Source organism: Pedobacter sp. KBW01 (assembly GCF_003852395.1).
In the GTDB taxonomy this organism is placed as follows: Bacteria; Bacteroidota; Bacteroidia; order Sphingobacteriales; family Sphingobacteriaceae; genus Pedobacter.
Genome location: NZ_QAJQ01000010.1, coordinates 316,367 through 339,257, shown reverse-complemented (window position 1 = coordinate 339,257; position 22,891 = coordinate 316,367). Strand labels below are relative to the sequence as shown.

Here is a 22,891-nt window from a genome sequence, read left to right as displayed (position 1 = left end):
ACCTTAGGCACTTGGGTAGCCATTGCGAGAAATAACGACAATAAATTCAGGTTTAAAAGCTTGAACTTCGACATTGAGACAGAAGTTGATAACCAGTTAAACACTAAAAATGGAGGTGTGTGGGCAAATTACCCAATTGGTATAATTAACGAACTGATTAAAGATGGTAAAGAAATTGGCGGACTTGATTTCTTGTTCTACGGAAATATTCCCATTGGCTCCGGACTTTCCTCTTCGGCCTCAATAGAAATTGCGACAGCATATGCATTAAACAACTTCTTTAACCTGGGCTACCAGCAACTCGAACTTGTAAAAATGGCCAAGCGGGTAGAAAACGATTTCATAGGGTTGAATTCAGGTATTATGGATCAGTTTGCTGTTGCTTTCGGGGAGAAAGATAAAGCCATTGTTTTAGATTGCGAAACCTTAAAGTATAAACTGGTAGATGTTAACCTCGGCCATTATGTACTGGCCATCATTAACACCAACAAACCGCGCGAACTGGCCGATTCGAAATACAATGAACGCGTAGCTGAATGTCAGGAAGCACTGAAACTTTTAAACCAGGAAATTACCCTGCACAACCTTTGCGAGCTGACTGCCGAAAAACTGGCTTTACACAGTCATTTGATTCCAGACGAGGTAATTTTAAACCGTGCAACGCATGTGGTTAAAGAAAACGATCGTGTGCATCTGGCCGCAAAAGCTTTAAACGGAGGTAACCTCGAAGAATTTGGCCGTTTAATGTACGCTTCACATCAATCACTCAGAACTTTGTACGAAGTAAGTGGTAAAGAACTAGATGCAGTAGTTGATTTTTGTACAGGTTATGAACATGTAATTGGTGCCCGGATGACTGGAGCTGGCTTTGGGGGCTGTGCAATTACCTTATTGAAAAAAGGTTACGAAGAAGACTTTGCAAAACATTTAACCGATTATTACGTAGCCCAAATAGGTTACCCTGCCGCCATCTATATCAGCGAAATTGGTAGTGGGCCTGCCAAAATTTAAAACATTTAACCAGATTTTAGCTAAAGATTAAACGTCTTTATCGGTGTAATCCATAAATCTGTGGAATCAATTTAAAAATGAGAAAATTAAAATTAGACGAGTTAAACCGTCCGGATATTGAAGAGTTTAAAGCACAGGAAAAACTACCTGTTGTAGTGGTTTTGGATAATGTGCGCAGCATGCACAATGTGGGTTCGATATTCCGCACAGCTGATGGTTTTGCACTCGAAAAAGTAATACTTTGTGGCATTACCGCCCAACCGCCACACCGCGAAATTGAAAAAACGGCTTTGGGTGCCACACAATCTGTAGATTGGATTCATTACGCCGATACTGTACAAGCAGTTGGTGCTTTGCGCAGTTTGGGGTATGAAATAGTAGCCATTGAGCAAGCTGAAAACAGCACCATGCTGAATACTTTTAAGCCAGACCCCAACAAAAAATATGCATTAATATTCGGTAACGAGGTTGATGGTGTTAGCGATGAGGTAATGGCAAAAATTGATGAGTGCATCGAAATTCCACAATTCGGCACTAAACACTCGTTTAACATTGTGATTTCGGCAGGGATTGTATTCTGGGATTTCTTTGCTAAATTGAGATTGTAGTTCTGCCTGTTTTTTTACCATAAAGCACACGGAGAAAAGTACAGGAAACATAGAGACAATGGAAAATTCATTCTTAAAAAAACTTCAGATCAAACCAAGCTATAAAGTTAAAATAGTTGATGCTCCTGAAAACGCGGCAGCAATATTCGGCGATATTCCGATTGAAATTATAATGCAATACCAGGATACCGCAGATTTTAATGCACTCATTACTTTCACAACCAGCAAAACGCAGCTAAACGCCCAGATTAAAAATAACATTGGGCATATGGAGGCGAAAACGATATGCTGGGTGTTTTACCCCAAAAAGACTTCAAAAATACCCTCAGACCTGGAGTTGATGAAGAGTTGGGAAGAACTGGGCAGTTTTGGCTTAACGCCCTGCGCTTCGGCAGCGGTAAACGAAACCTGGACTGCCCTTCGCTTAAAATTCATTACTGAAGTAAAGCCTTCGGGCATGCGGAACGATCATATTAAAACCAATGAATTTGGCGAATATATCGATCCCGTAAACAAAACGGTTAAACTGCCTGATGATTTGCAAACACTTCTGGCTGCCCATACAGCGGCCTATACTTACTTCAATACCCTGGCCTATTCTCATAAAAAGGAATATTTGCTTTGGATTTTAACCGCAAAACAGGAAAAAACACGCCACAGCAGACTTGAAAAAACAATAGAAATGCTGTTAAACCAGAAGAAGAATCCATCTGATAAATAAAATTTCTTAGATATCCATTCCTTACCTAAACTTTCTTTTTGTATAGAATACTATACAAAAAGAAAGGTAATCCCTTTTGTTGCGTAACTTTTTCGTGAAATGTTTTTTAGCCTCTAATCTTCTGATAAATAGACTATTTATACAAAAACAGTGTCTTTTGGCAAGATTTTTTCTTAATCACAGCAAAACAGTACGATATAAAAACTGTTAAGACACTAAATATTTACAAAAATAGAAAAACATGAATACGAGAATTACTAAATCAACAATGTTGATTGCCCTACTAGGATTATCATCACAATTATTTGCACAAGAAACCCCTACGGCTACTGGCCGTTTCTCTCCTACTAAGTTCCGTACCTGGTCGGTAGGTGTACATGGTGGTTTATTAACCCCAAGAACCATTTTTGGAAATTCAAATCATCAGTTTGAAACTCCTGTTGAGCATATCGGTTACGGCGGTTACGTAAAAAAACAAATTTTACCGCAATTGGGTATTCAGGCTGATTTCCTTGCGGGTAAAGTAGAAGAGCTACGGGCTGCTACAGGTACAGGTACTTTTATCCCGAATACTGGTTATAAAACCAATATCCAATGGTCGGGTGCATTATCAGCGGTGTGGAATGTAGCGAACATTAGCATTAACCAGGAAAACGCCATTTTAACACCTTATTTAAAAGCCGGTGCAGGTTACATGTCATCTGGCGCAACAACTGCCCCAAACACAATTGATGCAGGTTACTACAGAGAAGGTTGGTTTGTGCCAGTTGGCGCAGGTTTAAAATTAGGCGTAGCTAAAGGTATCAATGTAGATTTAGGTTACGATGTTAACTTTGTTAAGTCGGCTAAATTTGACGGTTTCAATGGTCCTACAAACGATCGCTTTGCTTACGCTCATGCTGGTTTGGAATTTGCCATCGGCGATAAATCGAAACCTCAATTGCAAAACTATAGCTCATTAGCTAACCTAAACAAGCAAACTGCTGAAGAAAGTGCCGAATTAAGAAGAGCATTATCAACTGCAGAGCAAAATGCACAACGCGATAGAGAGCAATATGCTAAAGATTTAGGCGATGATGATAATGATGGTGTAGCAAACAAATTTGACAAATGCCCTGGAACTGCTTCAGGCACTGTAGTTGATGGTTCAGGTTGTCCGATTAAAGTTCAACGCGAAGTAATTAAAGAAACCAAAGTAGTAGTTACAGAAGCTGACCGTAAAGTGGTTAAAGATGCAATTACGAACTTAGAATTCGATTTAGGTAAATCAACTATCCGTTCTAAATCATTTGCAACTTTAAACCGTGTAGCAAACTTATTGGTTGAGAAAAACTTCAGTTTAAAATTAGCTGGCCATACCGATAACACAGGTGGCAGAGAATTAAACTTACGTTTATCGAAAGACAGAGCCGAATCAGTAAAAGCTTACTTAGTTTCGCAAGGTGCAAATGCATCAAGAATCGAAGCTATAGGTTACGGACCTGACCAACCAATTGCAACGAACAAAACTGCAACTGGCCGTCAACAAAACCGTCGTGTAGAATTTACATTATACTAGTCATAAATGATAACGACAACAAAAAAGCTCCCCGGATTATTTTCCGGGGAGCTTTTTGTTTTAAACATTAACGTTTAATCATATTCTAAACCGAGAGACGCTGAAAAAAGTTCAGCATAACGAAAACGATATTTACGATAATCCTTTTTTGTTTTTATAAGTCATTTTGGCTTTGGTACCTGCACTATAATTGTAGTTCTTCAGGTTACTGGCTTTCTTCTCGTGAAAAGCTGCACCGCGTTCACTGTTGTCCGCTTCCTCCTCGCCTTTCTTTTTCTTGGCTTTGCTGGCCGCATCAACAATTTTTAAATCTTCAGGCAATTCCATTACCTCTAATTTCTGCCCAATTGCCTGCTCAATCTTTCTTACTTCTATCAGTTCAATATCGGTTGAAAAAGTAATTGCCACCACATCTTCATCACCATGCTTAACAATACGCTGAATTAAGGTTTCTTTTTGCTCTGGCAATTCGAAATGTAAAATAAAAGGAATGCCCTGGATATCCAGTTCACCCAGGTTTTCATTGGCTACTATTAAAACCCTGGCTGCAGCATTTTCCTTAAAATCTTCAATATCGTCATAACCCTTATCGTCAAAAAATAAGGAACGATAAATCGAAATCTCATCTTCTTTGCTATGGTTAAAGTTCTTATAAACCGTTTGGGCAGTTAAACGTGTATTTACAAAAACGACTACTTTATCAAAAACCTCTACATCGTTTAACAGCAAGGTTAACAGATTAAGCTTTGTTCTGAAATTGGGAACCTGATACAACATCTGCTGGTAAACCTCAGCCTGCTTTTCGCTAATTTCATCCACCTCAATAGTTGCTGCCGAGTCTTTCATGAAAGGAGCAATCATGTGGTTTAGTTTTTCGTGCAGTACCTCTGTAAACACTACATGCTGAGATTTATAAGCACTGTTAGCCAGTTCAACAACCGGTAATTGCAAGCCTTTTTTAACTATAAGCTCGGCATTATCTACAATGAATAATTGTATTTTATTGGTATTTAACGCCAATTTTAAATACAACGCACGGGCACGATCGGGTACAGCTACAATAATATCGCAGCCATCCGTAATTTCGTTCATCTGTGTTTCTACAGCACCACGGCTATCAATTCCTAAAATCCTGAAAGTACTGTTGCGGTTCAATAATTTAAACTGCTCCAAAACATGATCAACATGCTCAATATCCGGCACTAAAATTAATGCCCTTGGTGCTTCTTCAAAGGCATATTTCAATTTCATTAAAGTAGCTAAAACGTAGGTAGTTGTTTTCCCAGAACCTTCAGGCCCTACTGCTATAACATCCTGGCCACCTAAAATTCTCGACATTGTTCTGGCCTGGATTTCTTTTGGAGTTAAAAATCCTGCATCAGTCATGGCCGCTACAAGTGGTTTGCTAAGTTTTAATTTATCTAAAGACACAATTCCTATTTTAATGATTTGAAAATGCAAATATCCTTAAAATAATTAGCTTTTAGAGAAAAGCTTTGCAAATGAATACTACCTATACAAGTACAGGCGACTTACAAGAGCCTAATTCCGGATCAGCATGAGCGTTATTTTACAATCTTTTTAAAGTAATAAGTCGTTTTAGACAGCTTAAACCCAATTAACTAAAAAATTAATTAACTCGCTATCAATAGATTAAAAATTATTTCAAAATAAATACTACTAAATCTATAGATATTATATACTTATTTATATATTTGCTCAACATTAATCATTAACTAAAATATGGTGTTAAACAATTAAACGCAAAAACAATGTCAATTTATTTTCAGTTCCCGGCCATTGATGAGTATCCAAATTTAGCCTATCCGCTAAAAACAGAGCTACACGATACGCAGCAAATTAAGGTTGAAGATAATATTGCGCAAGAACAGCTTTCAGAGTTAAAAGATTTTTTATCCTTAAAGCCTGTTTAAAAACATGGCCAGTTGACCGATTGGAAGGTTGGAGTTTCATAAACTTTTTACGATGGTTCGAATCCATTACTAGGCCGCTAAGTGTATTTCATAGCACTTTACACTGATCCTGCTCAGGTCAGTTAAGATTTGGTTATCTTATATTTGTTTTGTTGTTAGCAAAGGCTATCCGCGATGGATAGCCTTAACTTTTTTGTGTCATTCTGAATGCAATGAAGAATCCTTAACCAATTAGAATATTCCTGACCTGCATAGTATCTATGCAAAAATCATAAGAGATGATTCGTTTCACACAGCATGACAAAGTCTCGTATTTTAAAATTTTCAAAACTTTTCATTCCGTTCGTGGTTATTTATATAATTCACATTATACTAATCTTTTACAGATTAATTTGTTTGGTTTAAAAAGGGGATTTATGGATATAAATCCCTTTTCTTTTTCGCCAGAATTTTAAATCCTATATTTAGCCATATCAATTTTACCACTTATTTTAGATGAACAGAAAACATTTCCTTTCTTCGTTTATTGCGGCCACCGCTGTACTTCCGGCCTTTAAAACTTTAGCAAGTACCTTAGAAAATGAAAACTCATCATTTAAAATACCGCCTTATCTAAAAGCCGGCGATACTATCGGTATCACCAGTCCAGCAGGATACATTACGCAGGAACAGATTCAGCCATCTGTTTTACAAATGCAAAGCTGGGGCTTTAACATAAAAGTGGGCGAAACCATTGGCAAACGCGATTTTACCTATGGTGGTACAGACGAAGAAAGGTTAGCCGATTTTCAGCAGATGCTTAACGACCCGAACATTAAAGCGATTATGTGCGCCCGTGGCGGTTATGGTTTTGTGCGGATTATCGATCAGCTCGATTTTTCGGCCTTTAAAAGAAATCCAAAATGGATTATAGGTTTCAGCGATATCACAGTGCTCCACTGTCACCTGGCCAAAAATTTCGGCATTGCTTCTATCCATTCGAAAATGTGCAACAGCTTTCCTGATGATTGGGCTAAAGCCGAGCCTATACAGATTGAGACCATCCTCTCGATAAAGAACGCATTAATTGGTGAACAAATGGGCTATACTGGCCCCTTAAATAGTAATAATCGTTTTGGAAAAAACGATGGGATCTTAGTTGGCGGCAACCTGAGTATTATTGAAACCCTGGCCGGTAGTAATTCCGATTTAGACACCAAAAATAAAATCCTGTTTATAGAAGATACAGGAGAATACCTGTACAGCATAGACAGGATGCTATGGAATTTAAAACGCAGCGGCAAGCTTAAAAACCTGAAAGGCCTTATTATAGGTGGTTTTAAAGTTAAACCCGATGATGCAGGCGAAGAATTTGGCAAAACCGTTTACGATATTGTACTTGAAAAGGTAAAGGAATACATCTACCCTGTTGCCTTCGATTTTCCGGTTGGGCACCAACGCAATAATTTTGCATTAAAATGCGGTGTTAATCATACTTTAATGGTTAACGAAAGTGGCGCAACCCTCAGAACGAATTAATTTTTCCTGATTATTCTTACAGCACTAAAATTATAAAAAACAAAAAATGCCAGGATAAACCAGGCATTGTAATCATTTATAGTAAGCAGAAACTAAACCGTCTTCACTTCATTTTCAGCATAATCCTCAATATCCGTAATATAACCGTTTACCAGCAAGAAATCAAACAAAGGTTTGGCATCTGGCGTAACCGGCATATTGGTGGTATTAATTACCTGGTTAGTCTTTTTATCTAAGAACGGGTAAGCAAATAAACGCACGTTGGTATTAAACATATCGTTTACATAGCTCAATAACTGACCTGAGTAATTATCGCCTTTAAAATTCGACGAGTTGAATACAAATTTCAAGTTGTTGATGTTAGTGGCTAAGCCTACGCTTTTTGGCTTACAACGAGCCAGGTACTTAGCCAAACGGTTATGGCGCGTAAAGTTTGACACGATAACAATATTTCCGGTATCGCACATTTCCTGAGTTCGCTTCGCTACCGCAGCCAGGTCAATATCATCAGGAGTTTCGTGTGCATCGGTTAATACATTGGTGAGTAAAACCTCAATCATAACCGCAAGATTACCTTCTTCTACCTTATTGGTACGCTTAAACTGATCGGTTGCTTTATTAAACAAACTAAAGTTAGGTAACGATTTCTGACCGTATTTGGTCCTTAAAATCATGATATCTTTCTTGTACAACAGATCTTTTGCCTGACGAGGATGTGCATCTGCATCAAAAATTGCTGCTGCCGAGAAATCTTTCATAATCATGTACAGATTAAGCAAAATATTGTCGACACCTTCAAATGCAGGTCCTTTAACGGAAATTAAATCGATTTCTACCGAATCAATTGTTAAGTTATCGGCCAAAGATTCGACCATTAACTTAGGATCCTGGCAATGATAAAAGGCAGCATAAACCAGATTTACCCCAATAATACCCAAAACACGCTGTTGCATATTTACATCTGTATCGAGTAAACGAACGTGGAAAAAGATTTCGTTCGGTAAGCCTCCGGGTTCATTCTGAAAACAAATACCAACCCAACCATGCGGCTCGTTAGTACGTTTATAATTTAAGGTTGTTACCGTGTCGGCAAAGGCAAAAAAAGTACGGCTTTCATACTTCTCGCCCGATAAACGTTCGGTTAACAAGCCAAATTCGTGATCGAGCATTTGCAAAAGCCTGTTCTGACTAACATAACGGCCATTTGCCTCGGCACCGTAAATGGCATCACTAAAAGTCATATCGTAAGCCGACATGGTTTTAGCAACCGTTCCAGACGCTGCACCTGCATTAAAAAAGTTTCGCGAAACTTCCTGACCTGCACCTATTTCGGCAAAAGTGCCATAAATACGCGGGTCAAGGTTTATTTTAAGTGCTTTACGCTTCGTATCCAGAATTTCTCTCTCCATGCCGCAAAAGTACAAATTTTTGAGATTAAGCTAATTTTAAGTGTGTAACTTAAAATCAATCTAAATACTGAATTTTCTCCGTTGAACTCCCAAGAGTCATTTTTAAAAAAATAAGGTTAATGCCATCCAGCATTAACCTTATAAAACCTAAACTTAAACTATTATGAAAAACCCTCTTTCGAGAATATTTTATTTACGATACTACAATTTCTTTATGCTGTAATTTAGCATCGTCTTTTTTGCTGATGTTGATACTTAGAATACCATCTTTGTATTCGGCAGTAATTTTATCGCCATCGGCAGTATCTGGTAAATTGAATGATCTTGCAAATGAGCTGTAATCAAACTCTTTACGGGTAAAATCTTTAGCTACCTGAGTTTCGTCTTTTTTAACTTCTGCCCAAACAGAAAGCGTATCTTTTTTTAAATTGATTTGAAAATCTTCTTTCTTTAAACCTGGTGCAGCCAATTCAATCACGTAAGCAGTTTCATTTTCATGAATATTTACATTTGGCGATTTATCAACCGCTTTGTTTTTAGTTATCGCATCGCTAAACAATGAATCGAAAACATTGTTAAAGTAAGGAGCTGTGTTACGGGTTCTGTTGTTAAAATTTACAAGTGTCATATCTCTAATTTTTTATTTTTTTAATTTGATAATACACCATATTCAACTTACATACCAAACCATTTTTTTATGATTTTTAAGACATTTTGGCAAAAACAAAGCAAAACAAAAGACAAAACGTCAGTTTTAAGCGGTTTTTCAGACAAATTCAACTATAAAACTGATGTACCTTTGCGCTTTATCGACTTCGATATGATGGGACACGTAAACAATTCGGTGTATTTTACTTACCTCGAAATTGCCAGAAGCCAGTATTGGGAAGAAATCATTAAATGGGACTGGAAACAAACCGGAATTGTAATTGCCCACGCCGAACTGGATTACATTTTACCCATTGTAATGCATGATAAAATTGCTATTCATGTTAAAACATCAAGAATTGGGGATACCAGTTTTGATCTGGATTATCAGATTGTTAAACTGAAAGGAAATGAAGAGGTTATTTGCAGTCGGGGAAAAACAGTTTGTATTGCAATTGATTATGCCACCAAACGGCCAACAGCAATACCTGAAGCGGAAAAACAGAAAATGCTGAGTTTTGAGCAATTAACTTAAGTAATATCATCAGCTCCAGAATCTTATCCCGGAGCTGATGATAAAGATTAATCGGGCATTATTTTACCAGGATTTAAAATTCCTTTTGGATCGAAAACCTGCTTAATTCCACGCATTAAATTCAAATGGATTTCGGAATACTTGATTGGCATAAATTCTTTCTGCACCAAACCAATTCCATGTTCACCAGATAAAGTACCGCCCAGAGCTGTGGTGAGCTCGAAAATTTCGGCAATACCAGATTTAAGCTTGTTTTTCCAATCTTCATCGCTCATTCCGGCTTTTATAATATTTACGTGCAGGTTACCATCGCCGGCGTGCCCATAACAAACGCTTTCAAAACCATACCGGCCACCAATTTCCTTAATACCGTTTACCAGTTTAGGTAAAGCAGCACGGGGCACAACAGTATCTTCTTCTTTATAAACTGAATTCGATTTTACCGATTCGGCCATGGTTCTTCGCATACGCCAAAGCTCTTCTTTCTGGCTTGCAGTATCGGCAAACAAAACCTCTGTACACTTATGCTCTTCTAAAACGATATTTGTTTTCTCGCAGTTTTTAAAAATATCATCTAAATCATCGCCATCAAATTCAATCATGAGCAAAGCTGCAACATCATCTTTTAAATCAAACTTTATATCGTCGAATTTAATTACCCACTCCACTCCTTTTCGTTCCATAAACTCTAGGGCTGATGGCGTTACCCCAGCCCTAAAAATAGCTGAAACAGCTGCACAGGCATCTTCGTTGGTACTAAAAGAGCCCATCATCAATACCGATTGTGAGGGTTTAGGCAATAGCTTGGTTACAATTTTGGTTACTACACCCAAAGTACCTTCCGAACCGATCATGAGCTGGGTTAAATTATAGCCCGAAGCATATTTTAAGGTATTGGCACCTGTCCAGATGATATCGCCGTTAGGTAAAACTATCTCCAGGTTTAAAATATATTCGCGAATGGTACCATATTTTACTACACGTGGTCCACCCGAACCATGCGCCACATTACCGCCAATAAAACAAGAGCCCTTACTGCTTGGATCAACCGGATACAGCAAGCCTTTTTCGCCAACAGCATTGATAAATTCTTCGGTAATTACACCTGGCTCAACAGTAGCCTGCAGGTTTTCGGTATCAATATCTAAAATGGCTTTAAATTTTTCCATCGATAAAGAAACACCCCCATAAATAGGCAGAGCAGCACCGCTTAAACCTGTCCCACCACCGCGAGGCGTTACTGGCACATGATGGGCATTACAGATTTTTAAGAGGGCCGAAATTTCTTCGGGCGTGGTGGGTTTCACCACAACCTCGGGCTGGTAACGCAAATCTTCGGTTTCATCGTGACTGTAGTTCTGTAAACTTTCTATATCCGTAAAAACTTTATCCGCCCCCATTGCTGAGGTGATTTCTGCTAAAATTTCGGTATTTATTTTGGTAAAATTCATTTTAATTGGCTGCTGAGTAACTAAGTTTAACAAAAGAATGGCCTATTTGTCCGGGCATTGGCGGATTAAGCTTTTTCATGCTTACCTCGATCTTTTCTACAAAAGGATAAATTTCGATTACTTTAGAAATGATGTTATTCAAAACGGTTTCCAACAGCTTTTGGGTATTTTTCATTTCGGCCCTGATAATGCTGTTCAGCTCTTCGTAATTCACTGTTTGCGCCAATTCATCATCAAATCCAACTGGTGTAAATTCGGTTGTTAAATCTATAATAAAATGATTTCCAGTTAATTGTTCTTCCGGATAATAGCCGTGCAAGGCAAAGCATTTTACATCTTTTAAAGCTACGGTTTGTTTTATTTGGCTCATCTATGTTTTGTATGTTGCAAAATTAAATTTTTATTCACGAATATAATGCCCATTGCCGTAAATTGTTACCTTTGAAATGAACCCAATTGCTTAACCAGATTAGTATATAACCATGAGCAAATCAGCAAAAAAAGACTTATACGAAGCACCAGACTATTATTTATTGGACGAATTGTTAACCGACGAGCATAAACTGATCCGTGCAACAGCGCGCGAATGGGTAAAAAAAGAAGTAAGCCCCATTATTGAAGATTATGCGCAAAAGGCCGAATTTCCCAAACATTTAATAAAAGGACTGGCCGACATAGGCGCTTTTGGCCCGACTATTCCCGTTGAATATGGTGGTGCGGGTTTAGATTATACCGCTTATGGTATTTTAATGCAGGAAATTGAGCGCGGCGATTCAGGAATCCGCTCTACTGCATCTGTTCAGGGTTCGTTAGTAATGTACCCGATTTATGCCTACGGCACTGAAGAACAGCGCAAAAAATACTTACCTAAACTGGCCAGCGGCGAAATGATGGGATGCTTTGGTTTAACGGAACCTGATCATGGTTCGAACCCGGGCGGCATGGTAACCAATATTAAAGATGCCGGAAGTCATTATGTTTTAAATGGAGCAAAAATGTGGATCAGCAATGCGCCATTTGCAGATATTGCAGTAGTATGGGCTAAGGATGAAGCAGGCAAAATCAGGGGAATGGTGGTTGAGCGCGGCATGGAAGGGTTTTCTACACCTGAAACGCACAACAAATGGAGTTTAAGAGCTTCGGCCACCGGCGAACTGGTGTTTGACAATGTGCAACTCCCGAAAGAAAATGTTTTCCCCGAAATAAGCGGGCTCAAAGGGCCTTTGGGTTGCTTAAACCAGGCACGTTACGGCATTGCATGGGGTGCATTAGGCGCAGCAATGGATTGTTACGATACTGCGCTACGTTATTCGAAAGAGCGGGTACAGTTTGGTAAACCGATTGGCGGTTTCCAGCTGCAACAAAAAAAACTGGCCGAAATGGTTACCGAAATTACCAAAGGACAGCTTTTGGTTTGGCGTTTGGGCACTTTAAAAAGTGAAAACCGCGCAACGGCCGAACAAATTTCGATGGCTAAAAGAAACAGTGTAGAAATTGCACTTGATATTGCCCGCAACGCCCGTCAAATGCTTGGCGGAATGGGAATTACAGGCGAGTATTCGATTATGCGCCACATGATGAACCTAGAATCGGTGGTTACCTACGAAGGTACACACGATATACATTTACTGATTACGGGAATGGATGTAACAGGATTAAACGCTTTTAAATAAAAATGATTAAAAAACTTACGCTCTCAATCTGCCTTCTACAAATGATGGTTGGCTTTGCCATTGCACAGAAAGGAAAAGTAGACATTAACCCGCAACTGCCTAATTGGTTACAGAAAGTAAATGTCATGAATAATAAGCCTGCTTATAAAAATATTCAGGACGGGTATTACCTTTTTCTTGTCGAAAAACAAAACAACCTCGAAAGTAAAGAGCAATATTCACATATCATCAGAGAAATCAGTAACAGTACCGGAGTTCAGAATGGATCCGAAATATCGGTTTCTTATGATCCCAGTTATGAAAAACTAATATTTCATCAACTCACGGTATGGCGCAACAATCAACCAATAAATAAACTTAGCTTACAAAATTTCAAAATCCTTCAGAACGAAAAAGAGCTTTCGAGATTCATATACAGCGGCCTATATACAGCTTACCTGATTTTGGATGACATTAGAAAGGGCGACCGCATAGAATATGCCTTTACCATACAGGGCGGCAATCCGGTGTTTCCAAAATATTCTAATACCATTTATTTTGAAGGAAACAGCCAGATTGTTAACGTATACAACAATCTCATTTTTAAGCCGGGCAGAACAATAAGAACAAAAAATTTCAACGCTGTTCCTCCCCTTAAAAAATCAATTGTTAATGGCTTAAATGTTTTCGAATGGCAAAACTCCATGACAAAAACCTATCCTGCTAATGATTTTGAGCCTTCTGATTATGATCCTTTCGCAAGAGTACAGGTGTCTGAGTACAACAGCTGGCAGGAAATTGTTGATTGGGGATTAAGTTTACAACAAAATTATTCGAAAAATTCTGCCATTATAAACGAAAAAGTTGCAGAATTAAAGCTCAAAGCAAAAGGAAATAAGGAAAAATACCTTGAGCTGGCAACCAGGTTTGTACAGGATGAGATCAGGTACATGGGCATCGAAATCGGTGAGTATTCCCATCGGCCAAACAGCCCTGAAAAAATATTAAAGCAACGCTATGGTGATTGCAAGGATAAATCTACCTTATTGTGCCAATTGCTAAAGGCGAATGGCATTAATGCTTATTCAGTATTCCTAAATACCTACCTAAAAAAGGAAACAGCTTCATTATTGCCCAGTCCTAATGTATTTAATCACGAAACGGTGCTTGTAGAATTTGAAGATAGAAAAATATACATCGACCCCACTGTTTCAAACCAGCGTGGCCCAATTTTAAACACCTATTTTCCTTATACGGCAAAGGTATTAGTTTTAAAAGAAGGTAATAAAGAACTAAGCGAAACCAAACAGGAAAATCTTGGCAAATTAAAATCGTTGGTGGTTTTTAATGTTGAAGACACTTCGTCGACCAATAAATCAACACTCACCATTACCAGCGAGTACTCGAATAATTATGCTGATAATTTTAGAGAAGAGCTGAATAACAGCGGTGCTGATAACATTGAAAAAACGTACATAAAATATTATTCAAACCTTTATCCTGGTTTAACGATAAAGGAACCGATTGAAATTAAGGATGATGAGGCTAAAAATATTGTTACCGTTACTGAACATTATGAAATAGACAGTTTATGGACGCGCAGTGAAAGCGATCACTCGAAGCGGATAGCTTACTTTTATGGCGATCTGATTAATGATCAGGTTATATCAATCAAGAAATTCAGGAATGCTCCACTCCTATTAAAATTCCCTTGTACCATCGAACAGGAGGTGAGGATTATCCTTCCCGAAGTTTGGAATTTTGAAGATGAAAACATTACAATAGACAATGATAACTATAGATTTTTATACACAGCCAACGCTAAGTATAATACTTTAACACTGACCTATTATTACCAAAACTTTAACGATTCTTTACAGCCAAACAGCATAAACGACTATATAAAAGACAGTAAAGAAATCCTCAACACCCTATCTTACAGCATTTACTGGAAGGGCGGTACTGCTGATGCTGAAAACAATGGACTAAATCTTCAACTACTCGCTGTTGCATTTTTGGTCTTTTTATTAACCACTTTTATTGCGATTTACGGCTACACCAGAAGAACAGCTTTCGACATCGAATCTATTAAAAATGCATGGAAATTAGGCGGTTGGTTGGTTATACCCGGCATCGGAATTACACTTAATCCACTTATTATTTTGGTTTCTGCAGTAAAAGAAAACCTCTATTCAAACAGGATTTGGGAAGGAATTCAATCAAGCCCACACTCATTCCTGCTTAATGCCAGTGTGATCTTTACCTTAGTATTTAATGTAATCTTGTTTGTTTTTAGCATGTTCATATTGGTTTCATTCTATAAGAGGCGGGATTTTTTTCCGAAATACTATATTATTTTCCTTATTTTTTCTTTTGCAGTAACCTTATTGGATACTGTTGGAAGTATTTACCTACATAAATTAATGAACAAGGAAGCTTTAAATCCTTCAGAATTTCTTTCTGTATTAAGAATTGGTATTTTTGCAGGCATTTGGATTGCTTATTTCCTCAAATCAGAACGTGTTAAACAAACCTTTGTGTTTTCTTATCCCGATAATGACTGGAGAAATGCTGTAATTAAGGATTTAAATGAAAACTTCAGGATTAGCAATCTCGAAAACAATATTACTAATACGCAAGAAACAATAGATATAGACGATCATGAAAGACTTTAAAAAATACACCTATATACCTGCCCCACCCGAAGAAGTTTATTTAGCGCTTACCAAAGAAACCAGCATTAAATTATGGACAGGTGCCGAGGTGGAGTTTGAAGAAGTACCCGGAACTGAATTTTCTTTCTGGGATGGTGATATTACCGGCAAAAACATTGAATTTGTGTATGCTAAGCAAATTGTACAGCAATGGTATTTTGGTGAAGAAAACGAGCCTTCAATCGTTACCATCAAACTGCACGAAGATAAAAAAGGCACCTCATTGGAATTTAAACAAACCAATATCCCCGATGAAGACTACGCCGATTTTACTGAAGGCATACAAGAATATTTTTTAGGTGGATTGGTCGATTTTTTTGATGAATAACGAATAAACTTACATACAAAAAATTTAGTAGCGGGTATTTTGTTCTAATTATACAGAAACAAACAATTACTTCTATACCTGCTCATATTTAAAAATTTTGCAACAAAGCTGCATTTATATTCTTTTTAAATGTAACTTTATTGCGTTGAAGTCGCTACAGCATCCATACCGCAGCAAAATATTTTCCCGCATTTGGGCTTTACTGATATTGGTAATATTTGTAAACGCAACCCTGGTTGAATCACTTCATGACCATCGTGCAGAAAAAAGCAATACTGAAAATCAATACCTAAGTAAAGGACATCCGATAAAACAATTGAGTACACCAAAGTTAAAATGCAAACTTTGCGAGGTACTTAAACACAGAGCACACTTCTTCAATATCCCCTCTCCTACACCTCTGGCATTGCCTATTACGAAACCGGTATTTAAAACCGATGGTTATCTGTTTAAACATACTGTTGTTTTTATTTTATCGTGTAGCAACAAAGGCCCGCCAGCTCTAATTGCTTAAACTGCCATTTATGGCGGTTATCTCTTAATCAATCTATTCATTTCTTTTAATGTGCTGCCACAAGGCCTGCACCTATACCCTTATTTTATGCTTCAAGCTATTTCTTTATCTAAGAATTATCAATCTTTTCGTGCCTTAAATCAGCTCAACTTAACAGTTAACCCGGGTGAAGTATATTGTTTACTCGGCCAAAACGGCGCCGGAAAAACCACTACAATTAACCTCTTCTTAGGTTTTATTGCGCCAACCGAAGGAAAAATACTGATCGATAATGTAGAAGTTTCACCATATGATAATCAGCGCCGCAAGCATCTGGCCTATATACCGGAAGTGGTGATGCTTTATGGCCATTTATCGGCTTTAGAAAACCTTGATTATTTTTCGAAACTGGCAGGTTTCAGCTACGGAAAAGAAACACTCGTTAATTTCCTAAGCCAGTGTGGCCTGGATACCAAAGCACACCACAAACATTTATCGGGCTTTAGCAAAGGCATGCGCCAGAAAGTGGGGATTGCCATTGCGCTTGCAAAAGATGCAAAGATCATTTTCATGGACGAACCTACCAGCGGGCTTGATCCAAAGGCCACCGAAGACTTTACCCAACTGGTAAAACAGCTGGCTAACGAGGGCAAATCGATCTTGATGGCTACGCACGATATTTTTAATGCGGTAAATGTAGGCTCACACATAGGTATTATGAAGCAGGGCGAACTGATCCATACACTCCAGGCCAGCGAAATCAGTGCAGCCGATCTCCAAAAACTGTATCTCCAAACCATTTAATACAATCATTTCATGAAATTGATATCCGCTATTTTTCGCATCATCTTTATTATTGTTTTGTTCCAATTTATCAGCTTCCACATTATGGCACAGGTTAAGGTAAGCGGCAAAGTAATTGATGCTAACCATCAGGCCATTAACAAGGCTAATATTAAATTTAAAAGTGGTAAAGACCAGTTGAATACCAGCACCGATTCGCTTGGTAATTTTGCTTTAATCCTGCCAAAAACAGCCAGTTATACACTTAGTGCAAGTGCAATTGGTTACACTGGCTTTACCAAAAATTATCTCATCAGTAACGACATTAATATTGAGCCGATAACACTACAGTCTTCAAATGAAGAATTGCAAACTGTTGAAGTGATAGGTACCAACAGCCGAAAATATTATGGCAATTATTCTTTTTCGGCTACTAAAACGGCCACTGCAAACAAAGATATTCCACAGGCTATTTCATCGGTTTCGAAAGAGTTAATGGCCGACAGGCAGGCAGCTGTGCTGGCCGACGCGGTAAAAAACATAACCAGTGTATCGCAAAGCAGTTATTACAACCAATTTGCTATCAGAGGAATTAATCAGAATGAAGAAGGTGCAATTATTAACGGGATGCGTACGCGTCAGTATTATTTCAATCAGCCTTTAACCAATAATCTCGAACGCATTGAAGTAATAAAAGGTCCGGCGAGCGCTACATTTTCGAGTGTAGACCCGGGTGGTAGTATTAACCTGGTAACTAAAAAGCCATTGACCGAAAACCGAAAAGAAGTGAGTATCTCGACTGGAAGCTTTAGCACGATACGTGGTGCACTAGATTTTACAGGCCCTTTAAATACAGATAAAACCCTGCTTTACCGGTTAAATATAGGCTATGAAGACGGTAAAAGCTTTAGGAATCTGCAATACAGAAAGGGTTATATCATTGCACCTTCGTTCTCCTACCGCCCATCAGACCGTACCAGTTTAAATGTTGAGGTGGTGATGAACAACAGCAATTCGCGGTTAGACAGAGGGCAGGCTATTTTTGGTGCCATTGCGGGGCAAACAGATTTGAACAGCACGCCCATTACCTTTAACATGGGCGCCAGCAACGATAGGTTTAATACCCAGGATTTGATGTTAATGACCAGTTTTTCGCATCAGCTTAGTAAAGGTATTGCATTTAATGCAGCATACATGAAACAAAACTGGAACGAAGACTTACTGGAACACAGAACAACCAATGCTTTTGGTGTTGATGAAAACAATCAGCCTATACCTACGTTGGCAGCTATGCGGGCAGTACAACGACAACAAAAATGGGGCACTGATAATTTGAGTACTTATTTCAGTATCAATACGCGCACTTTTAGTATTAGCCATAAGCTTGTAATTGGTTACGATAGGATTAACACACAGAAACTGAGAGGCGGAGGAGAAAATTCGGCTCAGGGTTACCGTTTAAAGGATGGCACAATTGCCACACGTTACGATCCTGCCAAAAAGGATTTATATCTTTTTAAAACCATAAACGGTGTTAATGCGCCAGTACCCAATGTAGAACATTTCAATCTGGCTAATCCGGCTTACACGCTTAAAAATTTAAGTGATTACACCTTTACTAAAACTGAAATTCCGCCATCCTATTATCTTGTTAATGGCATTTACGTGCAAGATCAGCTTACTTATGGCAAATTAACGCTTACCCTGGGTTTAAGGCAGGAATGGTACAAAGATTACAGCAATTACCAGCTGGCTACCGAAAAGAGAATTGCACAACACAAACTTTTGCCAAGAGCCGGAATTACCTATGCACTCAATCCAAACATCAATATTTATGCAACCTACCTCCAAGGTTACCAGCCACAAGGCAACACCTCTAGTCTGGTAATTATTCCGCCACCTGCAGGCACTAATTTCAAGCCTTTAGAGAGCGATCTCAGAGAAATTGGTGCAAAATCGGAATGGCTGAACAGGCGCTTAATGATAAATGTTGCGCTTTTCGAAATCAACCAGAAAAACCTGTTGATGAATGCAAACGACCCTTTAGATGTAAACCGTTTAGTTGAACGTGGTGCACAGCGAAGCCGGGGTTTCGAATTTGAAGCTTCGGGCCTTATTAGCGCCAACTGGCAATTTAATGCAGGTTATAGCTATATAGATGCTATTATTAAAGATGACTTTAATCCTCAGTTAATTGGTCAACGGGTGCAAAATACACCAAAGCACAGCGCCAGTTTATGGACGCGTTACAACCTTGAAACCCTAAAATTAAAAGGTATTGGCTTTGGTGCAGGTGTACAATATAGTGGCACCAAGCTTCCGCTTTACATCAGAGATTTCGAATTGCCAGCATACACGCTTTTTGATGCAGCTATTTATTATTCGCCTGTGGGCAGCAAGGTGCAATTGGCTGCAAACCTGAATAATATTTTAAACAAAACCTATTGGGTTGGTGCACAAAATTATTTACGCCTTTTTCCTGGTACCCCCAGAAACATCATGTTTAACGTAACCTACCGTATATAATGTCGAATATTATCACAACAATTGCCAAACAGACCTTTAAAGCAGCTTTTAGCACCAAAGCCACTATGGCCCTCATTATTCTACTGGGTTTATCGCTTTGTATGGCAACTTATGTAGGATGGCAAAATTACAAATCGCAGCAAAACCAGCGCCTGCATTATAAAGAATTGGTTAGGGCACAGTGGCTGGCGAAACCCGATAAACACCCGCACCGGATGGCGCATTACGGTTATCTGGCCTTTCGCGAAAAGCATGAACTGAGTTTTTTTGATTTCGGGATTGAAAGCTTTGCTGGTGTCAGTATTTTTCTGGAAGCACACAAGCAGAATACCGTTAATTTTAGCGAAGCCAGCTTTGCCAATGGCATGTTACGGTTCGGCGAAATCAGCGTAGCCATGGTATTGCAGCTTTTGATTCCGCTGCTCATTTTCTTTTTAGGTTACAACAGCATCTCGGCCGAACGCGAATCGGGCACCTTGAAAATCTTACTTTGCCAAAATGTAAGCTGGAAGCAACTGCTGTGGGGCAAAACCATCGGCATTATTAGCGTCTGCTTATCTATTTTTTTACCGCTCATCTTACTCACCATTTTATTGTGGGCTTCTTTGAGCAATTGGCAAATTAATCCTGATTCGGGCCTCCGCCTGCTGTTGCTAATTTTGTGTTATTCGGTATATTTCTTTATCGTTTCGGCCATTACGGTTTTAGTATCCGCATATCACCAAAGTTCGCGGGCAGCATTAACCACCTTACTGGCCTGCTGGATTTTTTTTATGGTGATTATGCCCCGGGTTACACAAGCTATTGGAGATAAAATCCATCCTTCGCCTTCCAAAATAGAATTTGCCAATGCCATTTCTGCCGATATTAGCAAACAGGGTGACAGCCACAATCCTGATGATACCCATTATGCCTCCATTAAAGATTCTTTACTTAAAGCCTACCATGTAGATGATGTAAAAAAACTCCCATTCAACTATGGGGGCTATATCATGGCCGAAGGCGAAAAAATCAGTTCGAAAATATACAGCAATCACCAGCGCCTACTTAACGCAAATTTTGAAGAACAGAACCGTATAACCATGTTATCTGGTTTTCTGAATCCTTATTTATCCCTCAAAAATATTTCGATGGCACTTACGGCTTCAGACTTTAAAACCTTTGTCGATTTTCAAAACCAGGCAGAAGCCTACCGCTACCAGCTGGCGCAAAAAATGAACAAATTGCAGATCGATAAAATGAGTAACATTTCGCCGGGCAAAACTGATAAACCACTGGCCATTAGCCGATCCAACTGGGCACAACAACCCGATTTCAACTACAAATTTACCCGTTTAGGCACAGTACTGAAAAGCGAAATGCTGGCACTCACTTCATTATTATGTTGGTTAATGGCAGTAGTTGTAATGATTCAATGCACCGCCCGCTGGGTTAAAACTATCCCAAACCAAAATTAAACACTTGCTACAAATGAATAAAAGCATCTATACATTAGAATTTAAGCTGTTTTTCAGAAACACTTCTACATGGATTGGCATCATTATGCTAAGCTTTATGGGTTTTGCAGGCTTATACTTCGGCAAAACTTTCATCAAAAAACAGGAACAGGTAATTGAAAAAGCTGCAAGTTTGCAAAAGCAGCAAACCGCGCAAAATATATCGTATTTTGGCAAGGATATTGGCTTGTTTTTCTATCACAATAAATTTTCTGTGGCCAATCCACCTGGTACCTGGGCAGCCTTTGCTAACGGACAGCGCGATGTAAACCCCTATTTAATATCAGTAACAATGCTTGGCCTTGAAGGTCAGCTATATGATACAGACCTGAGTAATCCGTTAAGCCTGCTTTTAGGTAAAATGGATCTCAGTTTTGTGTTTATTTTTCTGTTTCCGCTGGTTATTATTGCTTTTAGTTACAATCTGCTGTCAGAACAAAAGGAAAGTGGTATTTGGCCGTTGTTAAATGCACAAATCGATAACACTTTTTTAATCATCTGGCGTAAGTTTTTGGTGAGGTTAATTGTAATTTTTCTTCTTGCAATAGTGCTTATGCTGGTAGCCGCTGTTTACCTGAAACTACCGTTTGATGCTACCTTTGCAGTAGTATTGGCTTTAATTCTACTCTATCTGACATTCTGGTTTGCTGTTTCATTTGTTGTTATTTCCATCAACAAATCGTCGAATTTTAACGCTTCAGTACTGATTGCCGTATGGGTGCTATTGTGTATTGTGGTTCCGGCAAGCTTAAATCTATTGCTCACCAAAAAATACCCGGTGCCTGAGGCCTTACAAAATGTGATTAATCAGCGTGAAGGTTACCATGAAAAATGGGACATGGACAAATCAGTAACCATGATACCCTTTTTTAAGCATTACCCTGAATTGAAAAAATATCCTTTCCCGGATGCGAAAACCTTTAGCTGGTACTGGTATTATGGCATGCAGCAAATGGGCGATGATGCAGCTGTAGCAAGTCGTTTGTTAATTGAAAAAAAGCTGGCCTCGCGACAATACTTTACCGAAGTAGTTGCGTTATTTTTCCCAAGCATACAAATGCAATTGGGGGTTAATGTGCTTGCAGGTACTGACTTGGATAGCCACTTAGATTTTCAGCAGGCCATTAGAAAGTATCATGAATCAGTAAGATTGCATTTTTACCCAGCCATTTTCACCAGTGCTGAGCTTAAAAATACAGATATAGAAACTTACAAATTAGAAAAACACACCCCTCAAAATGTTCCTGCTATCTGGATTAACTTATTATCGATAACCACATTAACTGTGATTTTAGCCGGATTGGGTTATTTTTCCTTAAAAAGGAGAATTTAGTCTCACCTTGGATTGTTATCCTGAGTCTGTCAAAGGACTAGCATAAACATATGCAAAAAACACTTCGACAAGCTACCATTGACAGGCCCAATAGAAGATTCGTCATCTCGACTGAAGCGCAGCGAAATGGAGAGATCTTTAAATAGATTTCTCGGCTACGTTGTACTTCGCTC

19 protein-coding genes and 1 tRNA gene are annotated in these 22,891 nt (G+C 38.7%); 15 read left to right on the top strand and 5 right to left on the bottom strand.

Translation table 11 applies throughout. The annotated features are described in order from the left end of the window. From DBR40_RS12035 to DBR40_RS12020, 4 genes are all read left to right on the top strand, one after another. Positions 1 to 1,011 (top strand): galactokinase (locus tag DBR40_RS12035; protein WP_233603875.1); only part of this gene is annotated, 1,011 nt, incomplete at its 5' end. A 77-nt stretch (positions 1,012 to 1,088) separates the two neighbouring features. Next, positions 1,089 to 1,619 carry an RNA methyltransferase gene (locus DBR40_RS12030; protein ID WP_124559980.1) on the top strand — a complete coding sequence of 177 codons (531 nt, stop codon included), beginning with the start codon at positions 1,089 to 1,091 and terminating at the stop codon, positions 1,617 to 1,619. Positions 1,620 to 1,677: 58 nt separating this feature from the next. Beyond that, on the top strand, positions 1,678 to 2,340 hold the full coding sequence (locus DBR40_RS12025) for a YdeI/OmpD-associated family protein (protein ID WP_124559979.1): 663 nt from the start codon (positions 1,678 to 1,680) through the stop codon (positions 2,338 to 2,340). 241 nt (positions 2,341 to 2,581) lie between these two features. Beyond that, positions 2,582 to 3,898, top strand: a complete 1,317-nt coding sequence (locus DBR40_RS12020; protein WP_124559978.1) for an OmpA family protein — start codon at positions 2,582 to 2,584, stop codon at positions 3,896 to 3,898. Between the two features lie 132 nt (positions 3,899 to 4,030). On the opposite strand, the gene DBR40_RS12015 is transcribed toward DBR40_RS12020, so the two are convergent. Then, entirely contained in the window at positions 4,031 to 5,329 is a 1,299-nt protein-coding gene (locus DBR40_RS12015; RefSeq protein WP_124559977.1) for a DEAD/DEAH box helicase, read from the bottom strand. A 341-nt stretch (positions 5,330 to 5,670) separates the two neighbouring features. Between DBR40_RS12015 and DBR40_RS26700 the strand changes: the two genes are divergently transcribed. From DBR40_RS26700 to DBR40_RS12010, 3 genes are all read left to right on the top strand, one after another. Continuing rightward, positions 5,671 to 5,832 (top strand): hypothetical protein, encoded by a 162-nt coding sequence (locus DBR40_RS26700; RefSeq protein WP_158674036.1) that lies wholly within the window; start codon positions 5,671 to 5,673, stop codon positions 5,830 to 5,832. 6 nt (positions 5,833 to 5,838) lie between these two features. Next, positions 5,839 to 5,909: transfer RNA gene (locus DBR40_RS26695), tRNA-Met, on the top strand. A gap of 418 nt (positions 5,910 to 6,327) precedes the next feature. Then, positions 6,328 to 7,350 (top strand): LD-carboxypeptidase, encoded by a 1,023-nt coding sequence (locus DBR40_RS12010; RefSeq protein WP_124559976.1) that lies wholly within the window; start codon positions 6,328 to 6,330, stop codon positions 7,348 to 7,350. A gap of 92 nt (positions 7,351 to 7,442) precedes the next feature. On the opposite strand, the gene DBR40_RS12005 is transcribed toward DBR40_RS12010, so the two are convergent. Next, positions 7,443 to 8,759, bottom strand: a complete 1,317-nt coding sequence (locus DBR40_RS12005) for a nicotinamide mononucleotide adenylyltransferase (protein WP_124559975.1) — start codon at positions 8,757 to 8,759, stop codon at positions 7,443 to 7,445. Positions 8,760 to 8,952: 193 nt separating this feature from the next. Then, positions 8,953 to 9,387, bottom strand: a complete 435-nt coding sequence (locus DBR40_RS12000) for an Hsp20/alpha crystallin family protein (protein WP_090763600.1) — start codon at positions 9,385 to 9,387, stop codon at positions 8,953 to 8,955. Positions 9,388 to 9,456: 69 nt separating this feature from the next. Here DBR40_RS12000 and DBR40_RS11995 point away from each other — a divergent pair, with 69 nt between their 5' ends. Beyond that, positions 9,457 to 9,942 (top strand): acyl-CoA thioesterase, encoded by a 486-nt coding sequence (locus DBR40_RS11995; protein WP_124559974.1) that lies wholly within the window; start codon positions 9,457 to 9,459, stop codon positions 9,940 to 9,942. A 47-nt stretch (positions 9,943 to 9,989) separates the two neighbouring features. On the opposite strand, the gene DBR40_RS11990 is transcribed toward DBR40_RS11995, so the two are convergent. Then, positions 9,990 to 11,393 carry an FAD-binding oxidoreductase gene (locus DBR40_RS11990; protein WP_124559973.1) on the bottom strand — a complete coding sequence of 468 codons (1,404 nt, stop codon included), beginning with the start codon at positions 11,391 to 11,393 and terminating at the stop codon, positions 9,990 to 9,992. A gap of 1 nt (position 11,394) precedes the next feature. Next, positions 11,395 to 11,763: a dihydroneopterin aldolase gene (gene folB / locus DBR40_RS11985; protein ID WP_124559972.1), complete on the bottom strand. Its 369-nt coding sequence runs from the start codon at positions 11,761 to 11,763 to the stop codon at positions 11,395 to 11,397. A 112-nt stretch (positions 11,764 to 11,875) separates the two neighbouring features. Here folB and DBR40_RS11980 point away from each other — a divergent pair, with 112 nt between their 5' ends. The 7 genes from DBR40_RS11980 (at position 11,876) to DBR40_RS11950 (ending at position 22,718) form a co-directional block, all read left to right on the top strand. Further along, on the top strand, positions 11,876 to 13,066 hold the full coding sequence (locus tag DBR40_RS11980) for an acyl-CoA dehydrogenase family protein (RefSeq protein WP_124559971.1): 1,191 nt from the start codon (positions 11,876 to 11,878) through the stop codon (positions 13,064 to 13,066). Positions 13,067 to 13,068: 2 nt separating this feature from the next. Continuing rightward, positions 13,069 to 15,720 carry a DUF3857 domain-containing protein gene (locus DBR40_RS11975; RefSeq protein ID WP_124559970.1) on the top strand — a complete coding sequence of 884 codons (2,652 nt, stop codon included), beginning with the start codon at positions 13,069 to 13,071 and terminating at the stop codon, positions 15,718 to 15,720. Beyond that, entirely contained in the window at positions 15,707 to 16,087 is a 381-nt protein-coding gene (locus DBR40_RS11970) for an SRPBCC domain-containing protein (protein WP_124559969.1), read from the top strand. Before DBR40_RS11975 ends, DBR40_RS11970 begins: the two co-directional genes overlap by 14 nt. A 601-nt stretch (positions 16,088 to 16,688) precedes the next feature. Then, the gene (locus DBR40_RS11965; RefSeq protein ID WP_124559968.1) at positions 16,689 to 17,384 is read left to right on the top strand and encodes an ABC transporter ATP-binding protein; all 696 of its coding nucleotides are present in this window, start codon (positions 16,689 to 16,691) and stop codon (positions 17,382 to 17,384) included. A 12-nt stretch (positions 17,385 to 17,396) separates the two neighbouring features. Next, positions 17,397 to 19,889, top strand: coding sequence for a TonB-dependent siderophore receptor (locus DBR40_RS11960; RefSeq protein ID WP_124559967.1), 2,493 nt, complete (start codon positions 17,397 to 17,399; stop codon positions 19,887 to 19,889). Then, positions 19,889 to 21,346, top strand: a complete 1,458-nt coding sequence (locus DBR40_RS11955; RefSeq protein ID WP_199748324.1) for a DUF3526 domain-containing protein — start codon at positions 19,889 to 19,891, stop codon at positions 21,344 to 21,346. The genes DBR40_RS11960 and DBR40_RS11955 overlap by 1 nt, the downstream gene beginning before the upstream one ends. A 13-nt stretch (positions 21,347 to 21,359) precedes the next feature. After that, entirely contained in the window at positions 21,360 to 22,718 is a 1,359-nt protein-coding gene (locus tag DBR40_RS11950) for a DUF3526 domain-containing protein (RefSeq protein ID WP_124559965.1), read from the top strand. The last annotated feature ends 173 nt before the right edge of the window (positions 22,719 to 22,891 follow it).

Excerpts from the sequence above, each read along its gene's own strand:
- DBR40_RS12030 (WP_124559980.1), top strand. The coding sequence starts at position 1,089 with ATGAGAAAATTAAAATTAGACGAGTTAAACCGTCCGGATATTGAAGAG.
- DBR40_RS12025 (WP_124559979.1), top strand. The coding sequence starts at position 1,678 with ATGGAAAATTCATTCTTAAAAAAACTTCAGATCAAACCAAGCTATAAA.
- DBR40_RS12020 (WP_124559978.1), top strand. The coding sequence starts at position 2,582 with ATGAATACGAGAATTACTAAATCAACAATGTTGATTGCCCTACTAGGA.
- DBR40_RS26700 (WP_158674036.1), top strand. The coding sequence starts at position 5,671 with ATGTCAATTTATTTTCAGTTCCCGGCCATTGATGAGTATCCAAATTTA.
- DBR40_RS12010 (WP_124559976.1), top strand. The coding sequence starts at position 6,328 with ATGAACAGAAAACATTTCCTTTCTTCGTTTATTGCGGCCACCGCTGTA.
- DBR40_RS12005 (WP_124559975.1), bottom strand. The coding sequence starts at position 8,759 with ATGGAGAGAGAAATTCTGGATACGAAGCGTAAAGCACTTAAAATAAAC.
- DBR40_RS12000 (WP_090763600.1), bottom strand. The coding sequence starts at position 9,387 with ATGACACTTGTAAATTTTAACAACAGAACCCGTAACACAGCTCCTTAC.
- DBR40_RS11995 (WP_124559974.1), top strand. The coding sequence starts at position 9,457 with ATGATTTTTAAGACATTTTGGCAAAAACAAAGCAAAACAAAAGACAAA.
- DBR40_RS11990 (WP_124559973.1), bottom strand. The coding sequence starts at position 11,393 with ATGAATTTTACCAAAATAAATACCGAAATTTTAGCAGAAATCACCTCA.
- folB (WP_124559972.1), bottom strand. The coding sequence starts at position 11,763 with ATGAGCCAAATAAAACAAACCGTAGCTTTAAAAGATGTAAAATGCTTT.
- DBR40_RS11980 (WP_124559971.1), top strand. The coding sequence starts at position 11,876 with ATGAGCAAATCAGCAAAAAAAGACTTATACGAAGCACCAGACTATTAT.
- DBR40_RS11975 (WP_124559970.1), top strand. The coding sequence starts at position 13,069 with ATGATTAAAAAACTTACGCTCTCAATCTGCCTTCTACAAATGATGGTT.
- DBR40_RS11970 (WP_124559969.1), top strand. The coding sequence starts at position 15,707 with ATGAAAGACTTTAAAAAATACACCTATATACCTGCCCCACCCGAAGAA.
- DBR40_RS11965 (WP_124559968.1), top strand. The coding sequence starts at position 16,689 with ATGCTTCAAGCTATTTCTTTATCTAAGAATTATCAATCTTTTCGTGCC.
- DBR40_RS11960 (WP_124559967.1), top strand. The coding sequence starts at position 17,397 with ATGAAATTGATATCCGCTATTTTTCGCATCATCTTTATTATTGTTTTG.
- DBR40_RS11955 (WP_199748324.1), top strand. The coding sequence starts at position 19,889 with ATGTCGAATATTATCACAACAATTGCCAAACAGACCTTTAAAGCAGCT.
- DBR40_RS11950 (WP_124559965.1), top strand. The coding sequence starts at position 21,360 with ATGAATAAAAGCATCTATACATTAGAATTTAAGCTGTTTTTCAGAAAC.